The organism is Flavobacteriales bacterium, assembly GCA_025210295.1.
GTDB lineage: Bacteria > Bacteroidota > Bacteroidia > Flavobacteriales_D > Parvicellaceae > S010-51.
The window spans coordinates 46,792-70,220 of sequence record JAOASC010000028.1 but is presented as its reverse complement, the minus strand read 5'-3'; the positions used below and the strand labels follow the sequence as shown (position 1 = coordinate 70,220).

Here is a 23,429-nt window from a genome sequence, read left to right as displayed (position 1 = left end):
TATTTATAATACTATTAAGTTATACCTTAGAAAGAAGGACAAGAGATTGTTCTAAACTTTGGTTTCTTAGGACGACAACTAAAGTTGATTCCCATAGACAACTCATGAGATCCTCCAGATGCTAAAGACAGTTTAGATACAGTAACATCATACGAGTATCCTATTTTGAAAAAATCTGTCTCAATACCAACAGAAGTAATGAATGCATCTTCATTTCTATACCAAATACCACCCGTTAAAGGTCCTTTCTTGATATAAACCCCCATATTTAATTGAGTAAATGTTCCTTGCTGTCTAAATAATATATTTGGCGATACTGAAGCATCAGAAGCAGCGTACTTACTTCCTCCTCCTATTGGAATAATTGCACCAGCATGTCCAGTAAACTTCATTGGCAACTTACTATCGTCTTTAATTAAAGATTCTTGAGGCTCTGTTAAGTGATGAGCTGCAAACCCAAAGAAAAAATTCTCTGTATATCCTATAGCTCCAGCTGAGAAATCTATTCCTGTTATAGCTCCTTCTCTTCTTACATCGTTGGTTTCATATACAAATCCACGTCTAGGGTCAATCATATCGCCAAAAGTTAGCTTATCCCAATCTATTGATTTTTGAAAAAATGTAGCTTCTAGCCCTACATTTATCGAAAACTTACGCGTAACAGCCTGATTGTAAGCATACATCCCACTAACTCTGGTTGTTTTCATTGTCTTTGCTGCGTTATCAGTCATCACCATTAATCCCAAACCACCAGAGATACTCTGAACCATTTGATCATAAGATGCACTAGTTGTGACAAAACTCCCAGATAAATTCGCCCATTGATTTCGGTGATTTAAAGCCACCCTAGGACAAACCTTAGACCCAGCAAAAGCGGGGTTTAGATACAAAGGATTGGAGTAAAACTGAGTAAACTCAGGATCTTGTCCAAAACTGGTCTTTGCTCCTAATAGAAACCCTAAAGTTACTAATAGGACAGATATGTTTTTATATAACTTCATACTCTAAAAGTATTTTTATTTTTTCCAATTGTTCTTTCTTCTCAAAAGATATCTAAAAGACAACTCATGAGTTCCATAAAATTGATTTTCTAATTTAGATTTAGCATAATCAAATCCATAGATTAACCTTAAATTACCTCCCTGAACACCTATATTTAGCTTATAAGCATCTGAAAACGAGCCGCCAATCCCCGCTAACAATCGTTTATACTTCAACACACTTCCAAGCCATAACTCACTGACTCCCTGTTGATAACGATAATTAACTTGAGGAGAAACCACCCATGCAGAATAAACATTTCTGCGATAATCTGTTCCCAATTGTATTGCGAATTTAAAAGGATTTATATATTCTACAAACTCATTTGCATTATTATTTTCATTTTTTATGTATTTTACGTTATCAAAATTGATTCCTCCATATACCATTTTACCATCATACCATAAAGCAGTTGAAAAAGAGTGGCCTATGTGAGCAAAACTACTTTGAGTCTCCCCCATTATTGAACTCACATAGTTTTGGGTGAGTTCTAAAGGTGCTTCACTTTGATTTCCATCTTGATAATTATGCATATTAAAAGCGTATTTAGCTCCTACACTTAATGATGTTTTTTCCTTTAACTGAATTCTTTGTGAATAGGTTACGCCCACAGAAGAACTATTATAATTTTGTTTAGTAAACTCAGTAACTTTTGCCTCAATTCCAACCCCAGCATTCAACTTACTAAAATAAGTATCTCCTGTGATAATGGCTTTATTTTGCTCATTAACAGATCCTCTCCACCTATTGGTTAAGCTTGTTTTTATTCTTGGCATTCCTACACCTCCAACTAACGCTAAATTATTAACTGTTGGATTAGAATTAGTCAACACAAAAACAGGATCATGTGTATTAATTAAAGCAATCTCTTCGTTCTTAAGCCTTCCTATTATTTTACCTCTTCGTTTTTGCCTTAATTTCGCTTTATCTTTATAGAACAACGTAGATATTATGGCAATATTTTCTAAATACTCTTTATTTCTACTTTTAGTTTTCACATTATCCTTATTTGCTTTTCGCTTTCTATTTGGACTTCTTTTAAATTCCAAAAAAGTATAGCGTTCATTAGTAGAATTAGTTTGGTAGTGATATGGACTGACTTTTCCTTCTGCTAACAATGATTGTAAAAATTTAGTTTCCTTGTTTTTTAATCTTCTTTTCGCCGAAGGTTTCACATTATTTTTCACTTTTCCAATTTGCTCCACCAACTTCTCTTCCCCCCTCTCATCACTTGTTCTAAAACCTTTATTATTTGATGTAAATGAAGTCGTAACAGGTGCATTATGTACTAACAATTCCTTTGGGTGTTCAACAACGCCTTGATCAACAGCTTTATTTTCTGTTGTTGTTTTGACTAACGAACTTATTTCTTCAGCCGTTCCCGCTTCTTCTCTTAAATCTTCTGAATCTTTCGCCTCAATTACAAAAGACTCCTGTTCCACTTTTTCTTCAGTTAAACTTGATACTTTATCTTCTTGAAAATACTCAGTAATCTTATCATCCAACATCAAGGAAGATAATTCTGGACTTTGATTTATCCAATGATACCCAAACACTGATAAGATTCCACCTAACAACAATACTCCTAAAGCAACTACAGTAGACTTTCTGTTAAATAGAGAGGCCTTATACAATCCTTCTGGCACCTCATATACTGGTACTTCCACATTATCATGGTAACTTTCTTTCCAAAACTCAAATTCCTCTTCGAATTGTTTATTCTTTTCCAGAAAGCGCTCTAGCTCGATTCGCTCATGTTGAGTTAAATTATCCTCAAAATAATCAAACATCCATTTTTCAATATTGTATTTATTGATAATCATGCTACTAGGACTGCTAAATCTTTTAAATAGTTCTTTACTTTTTTTCTAGCTCTAAATAAATAAACTTTAACTTGGGATTCATTAAGGTTTAGAATATTTCCTATTTCCTTATAATCATATCCCTCTGAATCTCTTAACAATAAAATTGATTTTTGAACCTGTGGCAATGTACTTAAAGCTACTTCTATTAAGTCTTGCAACTCATATTGGTTATCTTTAAAATAAGGTTCCTGATGAATTAAGTCCTCTCTACTAATCATTTTCTTTTTTTTAGTATGATTAACTAAGAGGTTATGAGCAGTTGTAAACAGCCATGACTTTGCCTTTTTATGGTCTACTTTTTTTCTGTTCTTCCATAACTTCTCAAAAACTTCTTGAACAACATCTTTAGAATAGGCTTCATTTTTAGACCACTTAAATGCGTACCTAAAAACTCTTTCAGAGTACTCCCCTACTGCAATATTGTATTGTTTTCTATTCAAAATTAAAGAATATTTTATGCTTCTTTTAAAGGTAGAACAATTTAAGGGAGTCAAAAGTTACAGGTAAGTTAAAACTTTTTTTTCAAACCCTATCCAATAATAACAACTTAATGTTTATTTTTATTTCTTCTAAACGAGAAAACATTCCTAAAAATTTTATATGTCAAAATGATTTATATATTTGTAAGTCAAGATTAAAATTTTTTACATGGAAAAGTATAATGAAATTAAAAGGATTTTTGATGTTCCTCAATTCCAATTAAAGCACTATCCTCAAGCTGAGGCTCTAGTTTCAAAAGTAAAAGGAAAATGGGTAAAAACATCTATCCAAGAATATATTGAACAAGCAAACTTAATCAGTAAAGGGCTCATTAAATTAGGGATACAACCAGGTGATAAAATTGCCGTTATTTCTAATAACAGAACAGAATGGAACATTTTAGACATCGGTATTTCTCAAGCCGGAGCGATTAGTGTACCTGTATACCCAACTATTACAGTTGAAGATTATGAGTATATTTTTAACAATGCAGAAGTAAAGTTATGTTTTGTTTCTGACAAAGAATTACATCACAAGGCTGTACAAACTTTTGATAAGGTTTCTACTTTACAAGAAATTTATTCATTTGAAGAAGTTGAGGGCTCAAAAAACTGGTCTGAGGTTTTAAAGTTAGGAGAAGATGGAGATCAAGCAGAAGTAGAAAAAAGAAAAGAAGCGATACAAGCGACTGATTTAGCAACAATGATTTATACTTCTGGTACAACAGGAAGACCAAAAGGTGTTATGCTTAGTCATCAAAATTTGGTTGAAAATGCTAAAGGAAGCCGACCTAGACTTCCTGTTTCTGAAGGAAAAGTTGCCTTATCATTTTTACCACTTTGCCATGTATATGAGCGTATGCTTATTTATTTGTATCAAATGACTGGTATTTCGATTTATTATGCTGAATCATTAGAAACAATAGTTGATGACATTACAGACGCAAGACCTCATGTATTTACAGCTGTTCCTCGTTTATTAGAAAAAATATATGATGGAGTAATGGCTAAAGGAGTTTTAGGAGGTGGAATAAAAGCTAAAATCTTTACATGGGCTATGGGACTTACCAAAACTTATGTTTATGGAAAACACCCTAGCTTACAGAGAAGAATTGCAGATAAATTAGTTTACAGTAAAGTTAGAGAAAAGCTTGGTGGACGAGTTTTAGCTGTAGCTTCAGGATCAGCTGCTCTTCAACCAAGGTTAGCTCAATTTTACCTAGCTATTGGTATTCCTGTATTTGAAGGTTATGGATTAACAGAAACCTCACCAGTTGTTTCAGTTAACTCTTCTAAAACAGGTGTTAAGTTTGGAACAGTAGGAAAAGTATTAGACAATGTTGAAGTTAAAATTGCTGAAGATGGTGAAATTTTAACAAAAGGTCCTTGTTTAATGATGGGATACTACAAGCAAGAAGAGAAAACAAAAGAAGTCATTGATGCAGATGGATGGTTCCACACTGGTGATATTGGAGAAATTGATGCTGAAGGATTCTTAAAAATTACTGATCGTAAAAAAGAAATGTTCAAAACTTCTGGTGGGAAATATGTTGCTCCTCAAGTTGTTGAGAACAAAATGAAAGAATCTCAATTCATTGAACAAATAATGGTTGTTGGAGAAGGTAAAAAACACCCTGCTGCAATCATCGTTCCTGCTTTTGAATTTTTATGTAATTGGGCTACTGACAATGACATTGATTATAATAGTAATGAAGACTTAATCAAAAACAAAGCAGTACTGGCTAAATTTAGTAGTGAAATTAACCATTACAACACTAGTTTTGGTAAATGGGAACAAATCAAAAAATTCGAATTATTGGCCAACGAATGGACAGTCGAAACTGAAGAGTTAACACCAACATTAAAGTTAAAGCGTAAAATAATACATGCTAATAACGCTGCTTTAATTGAGGGGATTTACAATTAAATTACAACCTAAGATGCAACCTAAGGCTAGGCGTTTTCGTCTAGCCTTTAATATTTAACTATACAACGTGTTATGAAACATTTTTTTCTTATTTCATTTATTTTTATTTCAATTAGTTTTTTTGCACAATCAAAAGAAACTCATGGAGACAGAACGATTAAGTATTCTATTGATCTAGACCGTTTAAAGTTTGAAGAACAAGAACTAAACATTGAAAAGGATCTTAAACAACTGGAGGGTGTCCAATCTTGTGATGTGGATGCACTGCACTATAAACTATACATTTCGGTTTTTGAACCTAAAGAAAATAATAAATCTATTGAAATTGATGACATTAAAATAGTTCTAGCTAATAATAATGTCGAAATAAAAAATTATACCCAAGAAGTAATTAAATAGCCCCTTCCCAAACCACTTTCTTATACTTGCCAACATGAAAAGAATATCTATTTTACTTTACTTTCTATCCTTGACAATTTTTAATTATGCTCAAGGAGATTTTTGTAATAACGCAGCAACAATTACCCCTACATATACCAACTGTACATGGATTGCTGGAACCTCCAACAATGCTACACAAACCGCTCCTGGATGTTCAGGAAACGCAGATGATGACGTTTGGTATACATTTGTAGCCAACAGTTCTACAATGTCTATTAAAGTAGACCCAACTGTCGGATATGATCCAGTTATACAAGTTTTTCCGGGTAATTCTTGCCCCAGCAGTTCAAATTCAGGAAATCCAATAGTATGCGTTGATGACAATGGTAATAATGGTGATGAAGAAGTCACACTAAATAACTTAACTAGCGGAAATACATATAAGTTTAGAGTTTATCACTATGGCGTTGGATCGGGGACATCAAACTTTAGTGTTTGTGTTACTGGATTAGCTCCAGCTACCAACAATACACCTTGTAATGCCTTTGCTTTACCAAGTGTTTCGCCTTCATGTAATTTTCAAACTTACACCAATTTAGGGTCAGCTGGTTCAAACATTGCCGCTCCAAACGGATGTGGAGGTTCTTTTCCTCATCAAGGAGGGTATTCAGGAGGTGATGTATGGTTTTCTGTTGTAGTACCTCCAAGTGGAGAATTAGATATTCATACACAATCAATTGGTTTCAGTGATGGAGCTATGGCTTTATATTCTGGATCTTGTTTTGCCCCTACTTTAGTAGAATGTGATGATGATGCTGGAATAGGAAACATGCCATATATCTACAGAACAGGCTTGACTCCTGGAGCTACGATGTATATTAGAGTTTGGGAATATGGAAACAATAATAATGGTCAATTTGGTTTATGTGTCTCTTCTCCTGATAATGATGCTTGTCAAAATGCCCAATGGATTTGTGACTTAAATGGTTATGGAGGAATCACTAGTTCTGCTTATACTATTGATCAGCCTGGAAACATGACTGGGACTGGTCAAAATGGAATTCCTAATTCAAATCCTTCTGCTCCATTTGGACAAAATTATACTGGAAGCAGCCCTACTTCACCTGTTCAAATTGATAACAACAGTTGGTTAGCATTTACTGCGAGTTCAACATCTGCACAACTCTTTGTTCAAGTACATTCTTGCCAAAATAACAACGGAATGCAAATGCAGATTTTCCAAGGAACTAACTGTAATAACTTTGTTGCTGTTTCTAACATGTTGGAAACTGGAAACTCACAAACAATTACAGCTACTGGATTAACTCCAGGTCAAACATACTACATCATGGTAGATGGATTTGCAGGTGACATTTGTTCATATACAATTTCTGCAACAAGTGGTGTGCAAGTTGTTGAAGCTATTCCTCAAGACTATTATATCTGTGCAGGGAATTCAACAAGTATTACGGCAAACGTATCAGGAAGTACAAGTGGATTAACCTACACTTGGTCATCTACACCTCCAGGAACTTATCCTAATACACAAACAATTAATGTAACACCTTCTACCAATACACTATACCAAGTTAGCGTTTCTGGACAATCCAACTGTGGGGGTATTACAACAACTGCAACTGCCTATGTTACTGTCGACCCTAATCCAACAGCAAATATTACCTCAACACCATCTCCTGCATGTGTAAATAGCCCTATCTCTGTTAGTGGGAATCCATCTGGAGGATCAGGTATATATATTAATCATGTTTGGACTGGAAGTGGAGCTCAATATTTAAGCAGCACCTCCTCTTCTTCTCCTACATTTACAGCCCCAAATCCTGGTAACTACACCTTAAACTACCAAGTGACTGATTTATGGGGATGTATAGGTACGGCTAGTACAACTATTTCTGTTTTACAAGCACCAAATGCCAACTATACTGTTGCAGCCAACAACCTATGTTCTGACGATACACCTGTAACGTTAGTACCAAGTACTGCTGGAGGAACTTTTTCAGCTTCTCCTAATACACCAAACCCAATTAATGGAAATACATTTGATCCGTCAATTGCTGGATCTGGAAATACTGTTATCACATACAATATTAGTGGCACAAGTAATTCTTGTCCAGCCAGTTCTTCTCAAACGGTAACTGTTAACCCAACTCCAGACGCAACCATTACTAGTCCTTCCTCATTTTGTACTAGTGATGCTCCACATACCTTAACAGCAGCAACTTCTGGAGGTATTTGGACAGGGCCAGGAGTTTCTAACGGCGTATTTTCTCCTGGAGTTGTTGGAGATGGAACCTATACAATTAATTACAATGTTACCGCTAATGGATGTAGCAATTCTTCTAGCTCAACCATCACTGTTTCAGGTTCATTGGACCCAACCATTACTTCTACTGGTCCTTATTGTCCAACAGGGGGAATTGTAGATCTTTCAGCTGTAGACGAAGGGGTATGGAGTGGACCGGGAATTGTTAATCCTGCTACTGGAGAGTTTGACCCAAGTGGATTGGCTGATGGAACTTATACGATCCAAAATTACTTAGCTGGAAGCTGTGGTGGTACTGACACTGAACAAATTACAATCTCAGCTGGAGCATGCGACAATGACAACGATGGAGTTTTAGATGCTGATGATCCAGACGATGATAATGATGGAATTTTAGACGTTGATGAAGATGCTAATTTAGATGGAGATAATAATCCACTTACCAACCCTACTGATACAGATGGTGATGGAGTTCCTGACTACTTTGATTTAGACTCTGATAATGACGGTATTGTTGATGTAATCGAAGCTGGAGGATCCGATCCTGATGGTGATGGAGTTATAGGAACAGGACCTATTACAGATGTGGATATGGACGGACTCGACGATAGTGTTGACCAATCACAAGGTGGAACACCGTTACCTAATCCTGATACAGATGGTGATGGTATTCACGACTTCTTAGACCTTGATGCCGACAACGATGGTATTGTAGACAATGTTGAAGGACAAAGTACTACAGGATACGTTCCGCCAACAGGACTAGACTCAGATAACGATGGTATAGACAATGCTTATGACGCTGACAATAATGGGACTCCTATAGCCCCTGTAAATTCAGACTTTACTGATTCACCTGACTATATAGATACAGATTCAGATAATGACGGTGATTTAGATATTTTAGAAGGTTGGGATACTGACAACGATGGAATTGCTGATACTACACCTACTGGAAATGATTCAGACGAAGATGGGATTGATGATGCTTTTGATGCAGATGCCACTTCTACAACCAACAATGGAGGTGCAAATAATGGAGGAACAACACCTAATAGTTTCCCTAATTTAGATGAAACTTCTACTCCTGAATTAGACTGGAGAGAACCACAAGATCATGACGGAGACGGTATTAACGATAATGAAGACCCTGATGATGATAACGATGGTATTTTAGATGTAGACGAAGACATTAATGGAGATGGAAACCCAATGAATGATGATACTGATGGTGATGGTATACCTGATTACTTTGACTTAGACTCTGATAACGATGGTATTGTTGATGTTATCGAAGGTGGAGGTGAAGATCCTGATGGTGACGGAATCATTGGAGATGGGCCATTTGTTGATGCAGACGGAGACGGCTTATCTGATCTTGTTGACCCATCTGAAGGTGGAAGTCCACTTCCTAACCCTGACACAGATGGAGACGGATTAGTTGATGCAATAGATTACGATTCTGATAACGATGGTATTGTTGATAATATTGAAGGACAAACAACAAATGATTACCTAGCTCCTTCTGGAAACGATTCTGATAATGATGGTATTGACGATACTTATGATATTGATAATGGAGGGACTCCAGTAGCTCCTGCTGATACAGATCTTGATAATTTACCAGATTACATTGACTTCGATTCTGATAACGACTTTGATGTTGATATTATTGAAGGATGGGATACTGACAATGATGGAACTCCAAATACAGAGCCAACTGGAAACGACTCTGATAACGACGGGTTAGATGATGCTTTTGATGTTGATGGAACTTCTACAGTTGATAATGGAGGGCCTACAAATGGAGGCAGCACACCAAACAGCTTTCCAAATTTAGATGACACTGAATCAAGTGAATTAGACTGGAGAGAGATTGAGGTAATTATCCCTAATATCTTTACTCCAAATGGCGATGGTCAAAATGATTTATTCATTGTACGTGGAAACTTTACTGAACTGAAAGGTACTATCGTAAATAGATGGGGTGCTACAATTTATGAATGGAACGGAATCAATAATAGTTGGGATGGAAGAACAAAATCAGGTTCTGAAGCTTCTGAGGGGACATACTTCTATATCTTTGACGCCAAAGATGCTGAAGGTATTTCTACCAACTATCAAGGTTCATTTATCCTAGAAAGATAAATTTTCTAAACACAATAGATAAAGCCATGTATTTTTATACATGGCTTTTTTATTTATATTTTTTTAACGCTAGTCTTGCTTTAGAATCTGTAATTTTGTTATTGCGCTCTATCTAAGGAGCCCACAAAATACCAACAATGCTATGCATAGAATAATTGCCTTAGTCGTAATACTAATTTCCTTTATTGGCTCTGAAGTTTTCTTTTATGTTTATTTAGCCAATGAAATTAACAGCTCAATATTGTACAAAATTCTTTATTTTGGAACGTTAAGTTTGTTTGTGGTGACTTTATTTAGTGCTTTCACAGATGATCAAAAAAATAGAGAGGGCATAAAAAGTTATACCAAAAACTTTCTATTTGGTTTAGCCTTTACCATTTTTGTTACTAAACTTACTTTTGTTCTTGTAGCATTATTAGGTGAGGCAGTAAGTGGTCTTCTCTACTTATTAGACATTGGTGATGTTATACAAAGAAGAACATGGATTAAAATCTTAGGACTAGTAATCGCAGCCTTTCCTTTTATTTCTTTTCTCTATGGTATCACAAAAGGTAAATACAATTATAAGGTTATTAAAGTTCCTTTATACTTTTCTGATTTACCCAAAGAATTTGATGGATATAAGGTGGTACAAATCTCTGATATTCACTCTGGAAGCTTTGACAGTAAAAAACAAGTTAAGAAAGGAATTGACTTAATCAATCAACAAGATGCTGACCTTGTTTTATTTACAGGAGATTTAGTCAATAACTTTGCTGATGAAATAGAACCATTCATTCCATTATTTAAGGAAATTCAAGCTAAAGATGGAAAGTTTTCTATTACAGGTAATCACGATTATGCCGACTATGTAAGATGGCATTCAATTGAAGACAAACAAAAAAACTTTCAGCAATTGGTTACCAACCATGGAAAAATGGATTTTAAAATCTTGATGAATGAGCATGTTAAAATTCAACGTGGTACTAGTGAAATTGCTGTAGTAGGAATTGAGAATTGGGGACTACCACCTTTTCCTCAATTTGGAGACCTCAATAAAGCAATAGAAAACCTTGCAGTTAATTCTTTTAAACTACTATTATCACATGACCCCAGTCATTGGGATGCTCAAGTTGTAGAGCATGCTGTTAACTTCAACCTTACCCTAAGTGGTCACACCCATGGTATGCAAGTTGGATTCGATATCAAAAAAATTATTAAGTGGAGTCCAGTTAAATATAAATATCCCAAATGGGCTGGTCTTTATGAAAACAATCAACAATACTTATATGTCAATAAGGGGTTTGGATTTTTAGGGTTCCCTGGAAGAGTTGGAATGTGGCCAGAGATTACTGTTTTTGAATTAAAAAAGCAATAAACATTGATAGATATTATTCTAAATTAAGTTTCAGCAACTAAATTAAAACTACCTTTGGCTACGAATGCAGAAATCTCAAAAACTTGGTACTGAAAAAATAGGAAAACTACTCGCTAGTCAAGCTATTCCAGCAGCTATAGGCTTTATGCTTATGTCTTTCAATATGATTGTTGACACTTTTTTTGTTGGACAGTATATTGGAAAATTAGCGATAGGAGCTGTGGGTATTGTTACTCCCATTGCTTTTTTAATGTCATCAGTTGGAATGGCTATTGGTGTCGGAGGAAGTTCGATTGTTTCTAGAGCTTTGGGAGCAAAAGAACATGAAAAAGTTCAATTGGCATTCAACAACCAAGTGAGTTTAAGTATTGTAGTCTCTGTCTTGTTTTCTCTTATCGGGTACCTCTTTATGGATGATATTCTAACTGCCTTTGGAGCGTTAGGAGACCTTAAAACTGATTCGGTCACTTATTATTCGCGTTTGCTAATAGGGATTCCTTTTTTATCCTTAGCCATGATGGCCAATAATAATCTAAGAGCTGAAGGAAAGCCTCAAATGGCTATGCTTGTTTTATTAGTTCCTTCTATTTTTAATATGCTATTAGATTATATTTTTATTCTTCTTTTAGATTACGGAATGGAAGGTGCAGCTTGGGCTACATCAATTTCGTATATCTCTTCTTTTGTTGGAGTTGCCTATTATTATATTGCGGGTAAAGGAGAGCTAAAAATAAATCTTAGTTTATTTAAGCCTGATTTAAAAATCCTTTCAGAGATTTTTTCTATTGGTTCTGTTAGTGTTGTGAGACAAGGAGCTATTAGTCTATTAACAATTATCATCAATAAAAAATTATTTTATTATGGTATGCAAGCAGGAATTAATGGTGAAGATGCCATCACAGTTTACACTATTGTTAACCGAATAGCAATGTTTGCCTTTTTTCCTTTGATTGGTATAGCCCAAGGTTTTGTACCTATCGTTGGTTATAATTATGGGGCTCAACAATATGATCGAGTTAAAGAAACGATCAGAATTGCTCTATTATACGGATTTTTTATCTCTGTACTCTTATGTGGTGTTTTGATTATTGGCTCTGACTATATTCCGTCATTATTTAATGATGATCCTGAAATCATACAACATACACCAAGTGCTATATTTTGGATATTTTTAGCTACCCCTGTCGTTATTTTCCAACTAATTGGAGCTTCCTATTTTCAGGCCTTAGGAAATGGTAAAATGGCCTTAGTTTTAACCTTATCCAAACAACTTTTCTTTTTAATTCCATTACTTTATATTGTTCCTCCATTCTTTGGGTTAAAAGGAATTTGGTATGCTTTTCCTATCGCTGATATTCTATCTGCTATACTTTGTTTTATTTTCCTATATCAAGGGATTAAAATCTTAGCTTCTAAAAAATAATTCATTTTTTTTGAAACTTTTTCCTTGCTTCATTGTCTATTGGGTAAATTATAAATTAAAAACTCAATATTATTATGGAATTGAACTTAACACCAGTTTTTATTATTAGCAGTGTTTTTGGAGGATGGGCTCTAATCCTTCACATTATCTTCTCGAGTAGAATTAAACGAAAAATTATTGAAGTCGGCAACCTTGATATTAACCCAGATCTTGTTAAGTCTTTGATGAATAAAAATAGCTCTTCAACAAATACTTTAAAATGGGGAATTATTGGAACTTTTTCTGGAGTAGGCCTCCTCATTATTCATTTATTATCAGATCAGGATGCTCCCGCTCTATTTTTTGCGATTGAAATAATTGCGGCATCGCTCGGTTTTTTAACTTACTTTTTTCTTCAAAATAAATTTAAAAACTAATCACAAAGTTATTTAGGCTAAGAATCATTGATTAATGGAAGACTTAACAATCATAACAAAGATTAAGCATAAAGATTTTGATGCTTTTAATCAGTTGATTCGCAAATACGAAAATTTGGTTTTTAGTATTATTTTAAAAGTTACCAATAATAAAGATGATGCAAAAGATATAGCTCAAGAGGTTTTTCTATCTGTTTTTAACAAAATACATACTTTTAGAAACGAATCATCATTGGCAACTTGGATTGGGAGAATAGCCTATAATTTAGCTATTAATCACGTAAAAAAACATAAAACCGAATACAATGACACTATTGTAGAACATCAACTAACAACAGCTTCTCCAGAAGAAACAATTATTGCTCAAGAAAAAAGCGATTTTATTCAAGCACAAATAAAACGTTTACCTCAAAAATATCGTACGGTATTATTACTTTATCATAAAAACAATATGAGCTATAAGGAAATTAGCTTTATTACTAAAACTTCTGAATCTAGTGTAAAAACTAATATTTTTCGAGCTCGAAAAATGCTAAAAGAAAAACTAACCATGTATTTAAAATAACTATTATGACAGATGAAGAAATACAACAACTAATTGAGCAAAATCTCAATAAAGATGAGCAAGATCAACTTCAGAATCTTAATAAAGATGAAGCTGTTTATACTGCTATTTTTGAAGAGCTTAATAAGGCAGAAAATATTGAAGTACCTTATCTCTTTTCAGAAAAGATCATAGAAGAAGCTTATTATCAAGAGGAACAGAAAGAAGAAGCCAAAACTCGATTAAAAACAATAGGATTAACTAGTATTGCACTATTAATATCTGGAGTAGCGATCTATACTTTTGAAGTTGAAGTACTTTCGTCTATTAGTTCTTCTTATTTCTTATATGGAACTTTATTGGCTTTTGTTTATTTTCTAACAGAGCTAGCAGACTTCTATCTTATTAAGAATAAACAGTAGTTCTAATTTAATAGTTCCTTTGCATTATCCAAAGCTGCGTTAGTTGGGTTATTTCCACTTAACATTTTAGCTATCTCGACCAAGCGTTCTTCATGGTTTAAAGTCTTAATAAAAGTGTTGGTTACTTCTCCCCTATCTTCTTTATAGACTTTGATATGATAACTTCCTTTACTTGCAACTTGTGGTAAATGGGTGATGCTCATTAGTTGCATTTTTCTCCCCATTTGCTTCATAATTTCTCCAATTTTATTTGCTACTTCACCACTCACACCTGTATCAATTTCATCAAAAATTAATGTTGGCAACATTCCCTTTTCGGCTAATATTGTCTTTATGGCTAACATAATTCGAGATAGTTCTCCGCCAGACGCAACTTTTTTAAGCGAATTAAACGCCATGCCTTTATTAGTAACAACCTGAAAATCGATCTCTTCTAAACCATTGCTTGTAGGCTCTTCCAATGGAGATAATTGAACTTTCAATACTGCATTTGGCATGGCCAACTCAGTTAAGATCGCCTTTATTTTATGTTCTAAATTAGGAACACCTTTCAATCTAGCTTCCGATAACTTTTTCCCCTTACTTAATACTTCTTGGAATTGAAACTCGGTTGCTTCGGTTAATTTTATAATATCTTGTTCTAAAGAACTAAAAGTATTTTCTTTTTGTTCCAACTCTTCCTTTAAATCAACTAACCCTTGAATACCAATAACGTTATACTTTTTTTCTAGTCTATTGATTTCTCCCAGTAGTTCATCAAGATAAACTAAACGCTCCTCATCCATTTCTAACGCTCCTACTTTATTGGCCAATTCAAAATCAATATCTTGTAACTCTATGGCAACACTATTTATTCGCGCTAATAAATCCCCATACCAATGATCTACACGTTCTAACTTTCCCAATATTGCCTTTAACTCTTGTAGTGCATTAACAACACCGTTTTGATCGTTATTAATCACATTTGCAGCTTCTTCTGAAACTCTAATGACGTCCTCAGCATTGGCTAATAAATTATATTCTTGTTCAAGCTCCTCTTTATTGATCGACAAATCAAGGTTTGATAATTCCTCTAACTGGAAACGAATATAATCCTGTTCTGCATTAGCTTTTTGTTGTAAATCCTTTAAATCCTCTAGCTCTTTTACTGTTTTTTCATAGACTTTCAAAACACCTTGATAAGCTTGAAACTCTTGTTGGGCATTACTAGCGACATCCAAAACTTGATATTGGAAATTAGAGGTATTGAGTTGTTGCGTTTGATTTTGACTGTGAATATCTATCAAACGTTCTCCTAAGCTTTTTAGCACAGCTAAATTTACAGGAGTATCATTGACAAAAGCTCTTGATTTTCCTGATGGAGTGATTTCTCTTCTTAGAAGCGTCTCTTTATCAAAATCAATATCATTCGCCTGAAAGAAAGTTGAAAATTTTGCTTGATCCATTTCAAAAGTTCCTTCTATGATACATTTAGCCCCTTTATCTCTTAGTGACTTTAAATCTGCTCGTTCTCCCAATATTAGTCCTAAGGCTCCTAATAGAATTGATTTACCAGATCCCGTTTCTCCTGTCAACACAGTAAACCCTTTTTGAAAATCTAACTCTAGCGCCTCTATTAACGCGTAATTTTTTATGGATATTTTTTTTAGCATCTTTTCCTTATCTATAGGTTGTCTTTCTAAAGCACTGAATATAATATACGAGCAACTCTTTTTAAAGCGAATTAATAATATTTGTATTCTTTTTCAAGACTATATTCGATATCACCTGATTGATCTATAAATTTAATCATTTTAGGATTACCATACTTGTCTAGATCCTCATTAATCGCTTTTGAAACTTCAGCTTTCCTTGAAACACCTTCAAAATTATTACTTTGTGTAATATAACTTAAAACCTTATTTTCATAAGCATATTCTGTAGAGGTTTCAACATTCTTTTCTGTATCATTAGTCATTACTTTCGTTTCTATCTTCTTATTTCGGTGTTCTGAATCCAATAAAAAACGAATATTAATCACTGTGTTTTTAGGAGATGGTTCATTCAACTGGGCTTCAATTATTGAATCATTGACATAGACATACTCCCCTGTACGTATCGTATCTTTATTCTCTTGACCTAAACTATACATTAGCTGTTTCCCGTCTTTCAAATCTCCAATAAATATTGTTTCACTCAACGTATAAGTCTCTGTTTCTTTATTGTAATTCTTATACACTTCTATTTTTGTGATATATCCTTTTTTGTTGTAATAAAATTCCTTTTTAAGTATTGGCCCATAAGAGGGAGACGTCATTACTTCTGTAAGTTTTTTCACTTCTCCTTTTAAGTTGTACATTTTCCAAGAATTGGGCTTTCCGTCTGAACTTTTACAACTTAAAGTAATAAAAGACAGCATCATAATAAATAATAGTTTCATAAATTTTGATTTATAGCCTACAAAGATAAAATTTATCCCATTACTTGACCAGCTCAACGACATATCTAAAACCTATCATTGGGGATTCTTTTGTTGCTGGTATAAATGAATTCACAGTGACTTCATCTTCAAAAGCTTTCCAATGGCCACCAACTGCAATCGAATCTTGATGCAATAGCTCAGCGACATTTCCACAAATGTTATATAATCCTATAGAATTTGGTTCAAAAGCATTTACTGGTGACAATAAATCATCAGCTGCCTTGATGACTTTCTTCCCTACATTTATTTCACCTTTTGTATAGCGAAAACGACATTTGAACAATCCATTTTCGCCACGCATTCTTGTCCCTTCCCAAGTATATTTTGAATACGTTGGCAAAGTACCCAAAGCTGCTGCTCGCCATTCTTTGCGATTAGGCAGTCGCACACGAATTAACTTTATACTGTCTCGTTTGGCTAAAGGGATTTTTTTTAGTTGTTCATTCAGTATTGCTGCTTTCCAATCACAAAACTGAACAGCTTGAACATTGGTGATGTTTACAACAGGATAATTCTTATAAGCTGGATGTTTAAAATAATAGTCTTCATACGCTTTGGGTTTATTGGGGACATTCTCCCACCTAGAAGAATTTGGCAAAACATCTGAATATAAAGCTGGATAATTTTTCTGAACATATTTAGTAAATTCTAAATATTCCTTATTCGTCACTTCTGTTTTTCCAACATACAAAGAATCACCATAGAGCATCGCTGTATCAACAGCCAATAAGTCTCGAACTGATTGATATCTTTTCCCTAAGAAAGGGATAATTAGTAAAAGTGCTAAATACTTCATTTAATAGTATAAAACTAACAATAGAAAAAAAAGTTACAGAATAAGTCTACTCCAAATTGAAAATAAAAACTGTTGCTTTAAACTTCACTACATCCTTTCTATTATCTAATCAACCAATTATCTCATTATCTCATTATCTCATTATCTCATCAGCTAATTATCTAATTACTTTCTCACTCTTTGCCCTCTTATTTTACTTAAAGCTTCAGGGGTAATTCCTAAATATGAAGCGATCATCTTTTGAGGAACGCGTTGTACGATATCAGGATATGTTTCGAGAAAATGTTCATAACGTTCCAAAGCTGGGGCACTCATCAAGAGTAAAACACGTCGTTGAAGAACAGCCACTCTTTTTAATAACTTTTCAACTTCTTCTCCATCAAAATATTTGAATGTATCTATTTCTTTGATAGTCCCGCGATCAATCATTTCTATTTGGGTATCTTCAAGCGCATCAATATACAATTCAGCCGATTTATTAAAAACTTGAGATTCAATATCCGACATAATCCAATCTTCAGAAGCAAACATATATATATGCTCTTTCCCTTTTTCATCAATGGTATAGCTTCTCAATAATCCTTTTACAACATAATAATCATATTTAACTTTATCACCTTTACGTTGTAAGAGTGTTCCTTTTTTCACCTGTACTGTCTTCACTGCTTTTTTGATGAGCGACTTTTGGTCTTCTGTTAATTCTTCATTTTTGATTAAACTCTCTAAGAAACCATTCATATACAATAGATTATTTTAGGGTAAATATAACAGCTTTCGAGCTATTAAAAACACTTTTTTTTTGTTAACTTCTCTAGGACTCGAATATTACAAATTTATACCATTTATAATGAAGTTTTTTCTTAAATTCGCAATCAGTTAAAAAGATAAAATATGAATTACGACGTTATAGTATTAGGTAGTGGTCCAGGAGGATATGTTACTGCAATTAGAGCTTCTCAATTAGGGTTAAAAACCGCTGTTATTGAGAAAGAATCGTTAGGTGGGATTTGTTTAAATTGGGGATGTATCCCTACAAAAGCATTATTGAAAAGTGCTAACGTTTTTGATTATATTAATCATGCCGCTGATTATGGAATAACTGTTAAAGATGCGAATGCTGATTTCCCAGGAATTGTAAAAAGAAGTCGTGGAGTTGCTGAAAAGATGAGTGGAGGTGTTCAATTTTTAATGAAAAAAAATAAAATTGACGTTATCATGGGGATGGGAACTGTAAAGCCAGGAAAAAAGGTGGATGTTACCAACGACAAAGGCGAAACAACTGAATATAGTGCTAATCATATCGTAATAGCAACAGGAGCTAGATCTCGTCAATTACCAAACTTACCTCAAGATGGGAAGAAAATTATTGGTTATAGAGAAGCTTTAACTTTACCTGAATTACCAAAGAAAATGGTAGTGGTTGGTTCTGGAGCTATTGGAGTTGAGTTTGCCTACTTCTATAATGCTATGGGAGTTGAAGTAACGATCGTTGAATACATGCCAAACATTGTTCCTGTTGAAGATACTGATGTTTCTAAAGCAATGGAAAAATCATTTAAGAAACAAGGGATTAAAGTCATGACCAATTCTGCTGTTGAAGCTGTTGACACAGCTGGAAACGGTTGTAAAGTTACTGTAAAAACGAAAAAAGGAGAAGAAGTTTTAGATTGTGACGTTGTATTATCAGCTGTTGGAATTGAAGCTAACATCGAAAACATTGGATTAGAAAGCGTTGGGATAGCTACAGATAGAGGAAGAATTCTAGTCAACGATTATTACGAGACCAACATCCCAGGATACTATGCTATTGGTGATGTTATTCCTGGACCAGCACTTGCTCACGTAGCTTCTGCTGAAGGAATTACTTGTGTTGAAAAAATCGCTGGGCTAAACCCTGAAACTATTGATTACGGGAACATCCCAGGATGTACCTACGCTACACCTGAAATTTCATCAGTTGGTATGACTGAAGCACAAGCTAAGGAAGCTGGATATGAATTAAAAATAGGTAAATTTCCATTCTCAGCATCTGGTAAAGCAAGCGCTGCTGGACATAACGAAGGTTTTGTAAAGTTAATTTTCGATGCTAAGTATGGAGAATTATTAGGTGGTCACATGATTGGAGCTAACGTTACTGAAATGATTGCTGAAATTGTAGCAATTAGAAAGTTAGAAACAACTGGACACGAATTAATCAAAACTGTTCACCCTCACCCAACAATGAGTGAAGCGGTAATGGAAGCTGCTGCTGCTGCTTACGGTGAAGTGATACATATGTAACATACTTATATTATGTACAATGTAAATTGTACAACGTATTTATAAAAACCGCTTAAGTATTTAGCTTAAGCGGTTTTTTAAAATCTAAAATTATGAACAAAACACTACCATTACTTCTCTCTTTTATTCTATGGGCGAACACCCCACTCTTTTCTCAAATTGATGTAAAGACCAACCCTATTACCTATGCTTTTGGTGATTATGGAATCTATGGAGAATACTCTCTTTCGGAATCAATTTCGAGCCAATTAGGAATTTTCATTGGAGAAAGCCTCAACGAGCGAATAATTAATCAATCTGGTACCTTTAACCACTTTAGAAGCAAAGGATTTAGATTAATGCCTAGTTTCAGGTATTATCCATACCTTCCTAATAATGATCCTACTAATGGAAACTTTTTTGAATTTTTCGCTGCTTTTGAATGGATGAAGTCTTTTGATATCTACGCTGAAGAGGTTCCTGTAGATGCTAACGGAAATCTATCCAACTATCCATATACTGTTAAAGTACTGGATTATACCCCTTATACCATTAAAAACAATAGGTTTGGATTAGGACTAAATTATGGTTACAAATTCACTACATATTCAGGCTTTATCCTTGAGTTCTTTTTAGGACCTAGACTTGATCTTGTTGAGACCTATAAACACGAAAACTTGGAACTTGAAAAATATGTAAAAAAGATGCCTAAACTATATAAAGAATCAAGGGCTTACCTCAATTTCGGAATCAATTTTGGATGGCGTTTTTAAACGATTAATAGCTAAAAAACTACAACAAAAACCACTTTAGATTAAATCTAAAGTGGTTTTTGTATATTTAAGTGAAAAATGAATTTCAAACAATGAATAAACTTTTATTTTTTCTTTCAGGATTAATAATATCTTGCCATATTACTGCTCAACATCCTGCCGATAATTACAATGTAGTTTCATTATCAAATTTGAACCTGAACCGTACAGCGACTAAACTAACAGCAGCTCAAAACAACAGCTACCCGCATTCAGATTGGGGTTTTAGATGGAACAGTGGAGATAATAGTACGTTAAATTGGCGTCCACAAGGGATTACAGGTATAAAATCATCAACGTTAAACTTTATTGTTGTATCCTGGTACGGCCGCTCTGATTATGGTTATGAGGATAGAGGTGCTCGTATCTCATTTGTGGATATTTCAGATCAAAACAACCTCAGCTATAGACATGTCTTATTAGTTGATGAAAACTACAATACTTTTCCAGACTTACACGCAGGTGGTTTAGCTTATATCAACGATACACTTTATGTTCCTGATAGTAGAAGTGGGAATAAATTTATTTTACGATTTGATATTAACCAAATAAAACAAGTTCCAGCAGCAGATTTGGGTAATTTCTATAACTATGGTTATATTTTGCAATTGGTAAGCACAGATACAGTTCCAATAAAACCATCTTTTTTATCTTATGACTGGGATAGTCAAGAATTAGTAACGGGTAGTTTTAACAACTGTGGAACACCATATTGTTCTCCAAATACATCAAATACACTTGCATGGCAAAGTATTGGCAACTTTAGTAATGCATCACCATATTATTCTGGCTTCTTTGGAAAAATGCAAGGAGTAGGTTCTATTAATCACCCTAATAATGCTAATAAAATAATTTGGGTTTCTACAAGCTATGGAAGAAGCAACAACAGCAATCTATATATCAGTAACTTTGACCCTGGTCAAAATAATAGTCAAGCACAACCTGTTAGCCTAGGGCAAAATTATCAACAGATCACCTACCCGCCTGGCCTAGAAGATATACATATTACACCTCAATCTGACACGCTTTGGACACTGACAGAATTTGGGACAAATGAAGGTTCCAATAACAATAGAGATGTTTTTGCTATACCTATTCAATCAATACTTCCAACAAATATTTGTCAAGATTCTACAGAGTTACCACAAGATCTTATCCAGGATATTTTTAAATGTACGATAGATACAATTTCTTATGCTGCATCTACAAACTATGTATCTTATGCTTCGTTTCATTCTTCAGAAAACGAGTGGATAAATATTAATTCAACTGCTCCTTATATCTCCAACACTAATCGTTCGGTTTTTATGTGGGTAAGGATCCCTTCTATCTCATCTACAGAAGTGCTCTTTGGAGCAAACACATCTACCTATGGAAATATTTCTAACTTACAAATAGGTAATAATGGAACACTTCAGATTTATGATGGCAGTTCCTCTCATTCTGGAACAACAAATATCGCTGATGGTCAATGGCACCATGTGGGGTATAGTTATAATGAATCAACCAATCAAACGCTCATTTATGTTGATGGGCAACAAGAAGTCAATTTTAACAACAGTCAAACAATTTCGACAACTTCACTCATTTCATTAGGTCAAGAATTTGATTCTGGAAATACCATCAGTAATTTATACAACGGAGACATGACAGAAGTCTCTATATGGAATACCATATTATCACAATCCGACATTAGTTTAATTAAGACCAGAGCCATTGACCACAATCATCCAAAATATACAAGTTTAGTTGCTTATTATCCAATGAATACTATTTGTGGGGATAACTTAAGTATTCTACAAGATTTCTCACCCAACAATATTGTAGGAGAAGCTTCTAACACAACTGTATTGTCTGTATCTAACTTAACTCAATTACCAAACTTCAATAGTGCTCAACACTTTCAAAAACAATGGAAAGCAAACAATACTACTATATCCAATTTAGATACATTAACGCTCTCAAATTATGATACAGGATACTACGAACTTATTTTGAATAGAAATAACATTACTATTTCAGACAACTGGAATATTGACTATAACATTTCACATGATACCATCAGGACTTGTAATTCCTATACAGCCTTAAATGGAGTGACCTACACCTCAAGTATCAACACTCAATATATTCAAGATGCTAATTGTGACACCTTACGTCATCTTTATTTAACAATACTAACTCCTACTACAAGTACTGACACACAAACGGCTTGTGGTTCTTATACATGGATAGACGGAAACACTTACACAACAACTAGTAATACAACTACTTATACAATTCCTAATACAGCTGGATGTGATAGTATCATCACTTTAGACCTTACCATAGTTCATGATACTTTAGACTATTCAATTGCTGTTGACACTACGGGGTTAGTACTTACAGCAAATGAATCAAATGTTAATTATCAATGGATAGATTGTAACGCTAACACTTTAATTCCTAATAGTACTCAACAAACTTATACAGCCACTAGCGAGGGCAGCTATGCCGTGATTTTATCTAATAATGTATGTAGTGATACTTCTGAGTGTTTAACTGTTGTCAATACTTCAGTGCTTCACCATGCTATAGATTGGGTTCATTATTACCCTAATCCGACTAATGGAAAAGTTTTTATTGCTCTCAATAATACAGTACCAAACTACACGATAAAAGTAATTGCTAATGATGGAAGAACCCTACAAAAGTATCGTGAAACTCAACAATCGAACGTAACCATTGATTTAACCAATTACCCTAAAGGGGTTTATTTTATACATATAGTTAGCAATGAACAGACCTCAACAATGAAAATATTTAAGCACTAAAAAG

The 23,429-nt window shown here is 34.2% G+C and carries 18 protein-coding genes; 11 read left to right on the top strand and 7 right to left on the bottom strand.

Annotated features, from left to right (window positions below; all coding sequences use genetic code 11):
• Positions 1 to 26 precede the first annotated feature (26 nt).
• Genes N4A35_08545 through N4A35_08535 form a run of 3 tightly spaced genes read right to left on the bottom strand, consistent with a single transcriptional unit; the run spans position 27 to position 3,346 of the window.
• Positions 27 to 1,001: a type IX secretion system membrane protein PorP/SprF gene (locus N4A35_08545; protein MCT4581450.1), complete on the bottom strand. Its 975-nt coding sequence runs from the start codon at positions 999 to 1,001 to the stop codon at positions 27 to 29.
• Positions 1,002 to 1,016: 15 nt separating this feature from the next.
• Complete coding sequence (locus tag N4A35_08540) at positions 1,017 to 2,864, bottom strand: type IX secretion system membrane protein PorP/SprF (protein MCT4581449.1); 1,848 nt, start codon at positions 2,862 to 2,864, stop codon at positions 1,017 to 1,019.
• Entirely contained in the window at positions 2,861 to 3,346 is a 486-nt protein-coding gene (locus tag N4A35_08535; protein MCT4581448.1) for an RNA polymerase sigma factor, read from the bottom strand. The genes N4A35_08540 and N4A35_08535 overlap by 4 nt, the downstream gene beginning before the upstream one ends.
• A gap of 208 nt (positions 3,347 to 3,554) precedes the next feature.
• On the opposite strand from N4A35_08535, the gene N4A35_08530 reads away from it, so the two are divergent.
• From N4A35_08530 to N4A35_08495, 8 genes are all read left to right on the top strand, one after another.
• Positions 3,555 to 5,312: a long-chain fatty acid--CoA ligase gene (locus N4A35_08530; GenBank protein ID MCT4581447.1), complete on the top strand. Its 1,758-nt coding sequence runs from the start codon at positions 3,555 to 3,557 to the stop codon at positions 5,310 to 5,312.
• A 72-nt stretch (positions 5,313 to 5,384) separates the two neighbouring features.
• Positions 5,385 to 5,711 carry a hypothetical protein gene (locus N4A35_08525; GenBank protein ID MCT4581446.1) on the top strand — a complete coding sequence of 109 codons (327 nt, stop codon included), beginning with the start codon at positions 5,385 to 5,387 and terminating at the stop codon, positions 5,709 to 5,711.
• A 34-nt stretch (positions 5,712 to 5,745) separates the two neighbouring features.
• The gene (locus tag N4A35_08520; GenBank protein MCT4581445.1) at positions 5,746 to 10,122 is read left to right on the top strand and encodes a gliding motility-associated C-terminal domain-containing protein; all 4,377 of its coding nucleotides are present in this window, start codon (positions 5,746 to 5,748) and stop codon (positions 10,120 to 10,122) included.
• 142 nt (positions 10,123 to 10,264) lie between these two features.
• Positions 10,265 to 11,479 (top strand): metallophosphoesterase, encoded by a 1,215-nt coding sequence (locus N4A35_08515; protein ID MCT4581444.1) that lies wholly within the window; start codon positions 10,265 to 10,267, stop codon positions 11,477 to 11,479.
• A gap of 64 nt (positions 11,480 to 11,543) precedes the next feature.
• Positions 11,544 to 12,902, top strand: a complete 1,359-nt coding sequence (locus N4A35_08510; GenBank protein ID MCT4581443.1) for an MATE family efflux transporter — start codon at positions 11,544 to 11,546, stop codon at positions 12,900 to 12,902.
• Positions 12,903 to 12,976: 74 nt separating this feature from the next.
• On the top strand, positions 12,977 to 13,318 hold the full coding sequence (locus N4A35_08505; protein MCT4581442.1) for a hypothetical protein: 342 nt from the start codon (positions 12,977 to 12,979) through the stop codon (positions 13,316 to 13,318).
• A gap of 34 nt (positions 13,319 to 13,352) precedes the next feature.
• The gene (locus N4A35_08500; GenBank protein ID MCT4581441.1) at positions 13,353 to 13,883 is read left to right on the top strand and encodes a sigma-70 family RNA polymerase sigma factor; all 531 of its coding nucleotides are present in this window, start codon (positions 13,353 to 13,355) and stop codon (positions 13,881 to 13,883) included.
• Positions 13,884 to 13,888: 5 nt separating this feature from the next.
• The gene (locus tag N4A35_08495; GenBank protein ID MCT4581440.1) at positions 13,889 to 14,284 is read left to right on the top strand and encodes a hypothetical protein; all 396 of its coding nucleotides are present in this window, start codon (positions 13,889 to 13,891) and stop codon (positions 14,282 to 14,284) included.
• A 2-nt stretch (positions 14,285 to 14,286) separates the two neighbouring features.
• Here N4A35_08495 and recN read toward each other — a convergent pair whose 3' ends face one another.
• The 4 genes from recN to N4A35_08475 all read right to left on the bottom strand — a co-directional run bounded on the left by recN (position 14,287) and on the right by N4A35_08475 (position 18,279).
• The gene (gene recN, locus N4A35_08490; protein MCT4581439.1) at positions 14,287 to 15,936 is read right to left on the bottom strand and encodes a DNA repair protein RecN; all 1,650 of its coding nucleotides are present in this window, start codon (positions 15,934 to 15,936) and stop codon (positions 14,287 to 14,289) included.
• 71 nt (positions 15,937 to 16,007) lie between these two features.
• Positions 16,008 to 16,703, bottom strand: coding sequence for a hypothetical protein (locus tag N4A35_08485; protein ID MCT4581438.1), 696 nt, complete (start codon positions 16,701 to 16,703; stop codon positions 16,008 to 16,010).
• A gap of 40 nt (positions 16,704 to 16,743) precedes the next feature.
• Entirely contained in the window at positions 16,744 to 17,541 is a 798-nt protein-coding gene (locus N4A35_08480; protein MCT4581437.1) for a formylglycine-generating enzyme family protein, read from the bottom strand.
• Positions 17,542 to 17,706: 165 nt separating this feature from the next.
• Positions 17,707 to 18,279 (bottom strand): Crp/Fnr family transcriptional regulator, encoded by a 573-nt coding sequence (locus tag N4A35_08475; protein MCT4581436.1) that lies wholly within the window; start codon positions 18,277 to 18,279, stop codon positions 17,707 to 17,709.
• Positions 18,280 to 18,432: 153 nt separating this feature from the next.
• Here N4A35_08475 and lpdA point away from each other — a divergent pair, with 153 nt between their 5' ends.
• The 3 genes from lpdA (at position 18,433) to N4A35_08460 (ending at position 23,425) form a co-directional block, all read left to right on the top strand.
• Positions 18,433 to 19,821 carry a dihydrolipoyl dehydrogenase gene (lpdA, locus tag N4A35_08470; protein MCT4581435.1) on the top strand — a complete coding sequence of 463 codons (1,389 nt, stop codon included), beginning with the start codon at positions 18,433 to 18,435 and terminating at the stop codon, positions 19,819 to 19,821.
• A 92-nt stretch (positions 19,822 to 19,913) separates the two neighbouring features.
• A complete protein-coding gene (locus N4A35_08465) occupies positions 19,914 to 20,573 on the top strand; it encodes a DUF3575 domain-containing protein (GenBank protein MCT4581434.1) in 660 nt (219 codons plus the stop codon).
• 92 nt (positions 20,574 to 20,665) lie between these two features.
• The gene (locus N4A35_08460) at positions 20,666 to 23,425 is read left to right on the top strand and encodes a T9SS type A sorting domain-containing protein (protein MCT4581433.1); all 2,760 of its coding nucleotides are present in this window, start codon (positions 20,666 to 20,668) and stop codon (positions 23,423 to 23,425) included.
• Positions 23,426 to 23,429 lie beyond the last annotated feature (4 nt).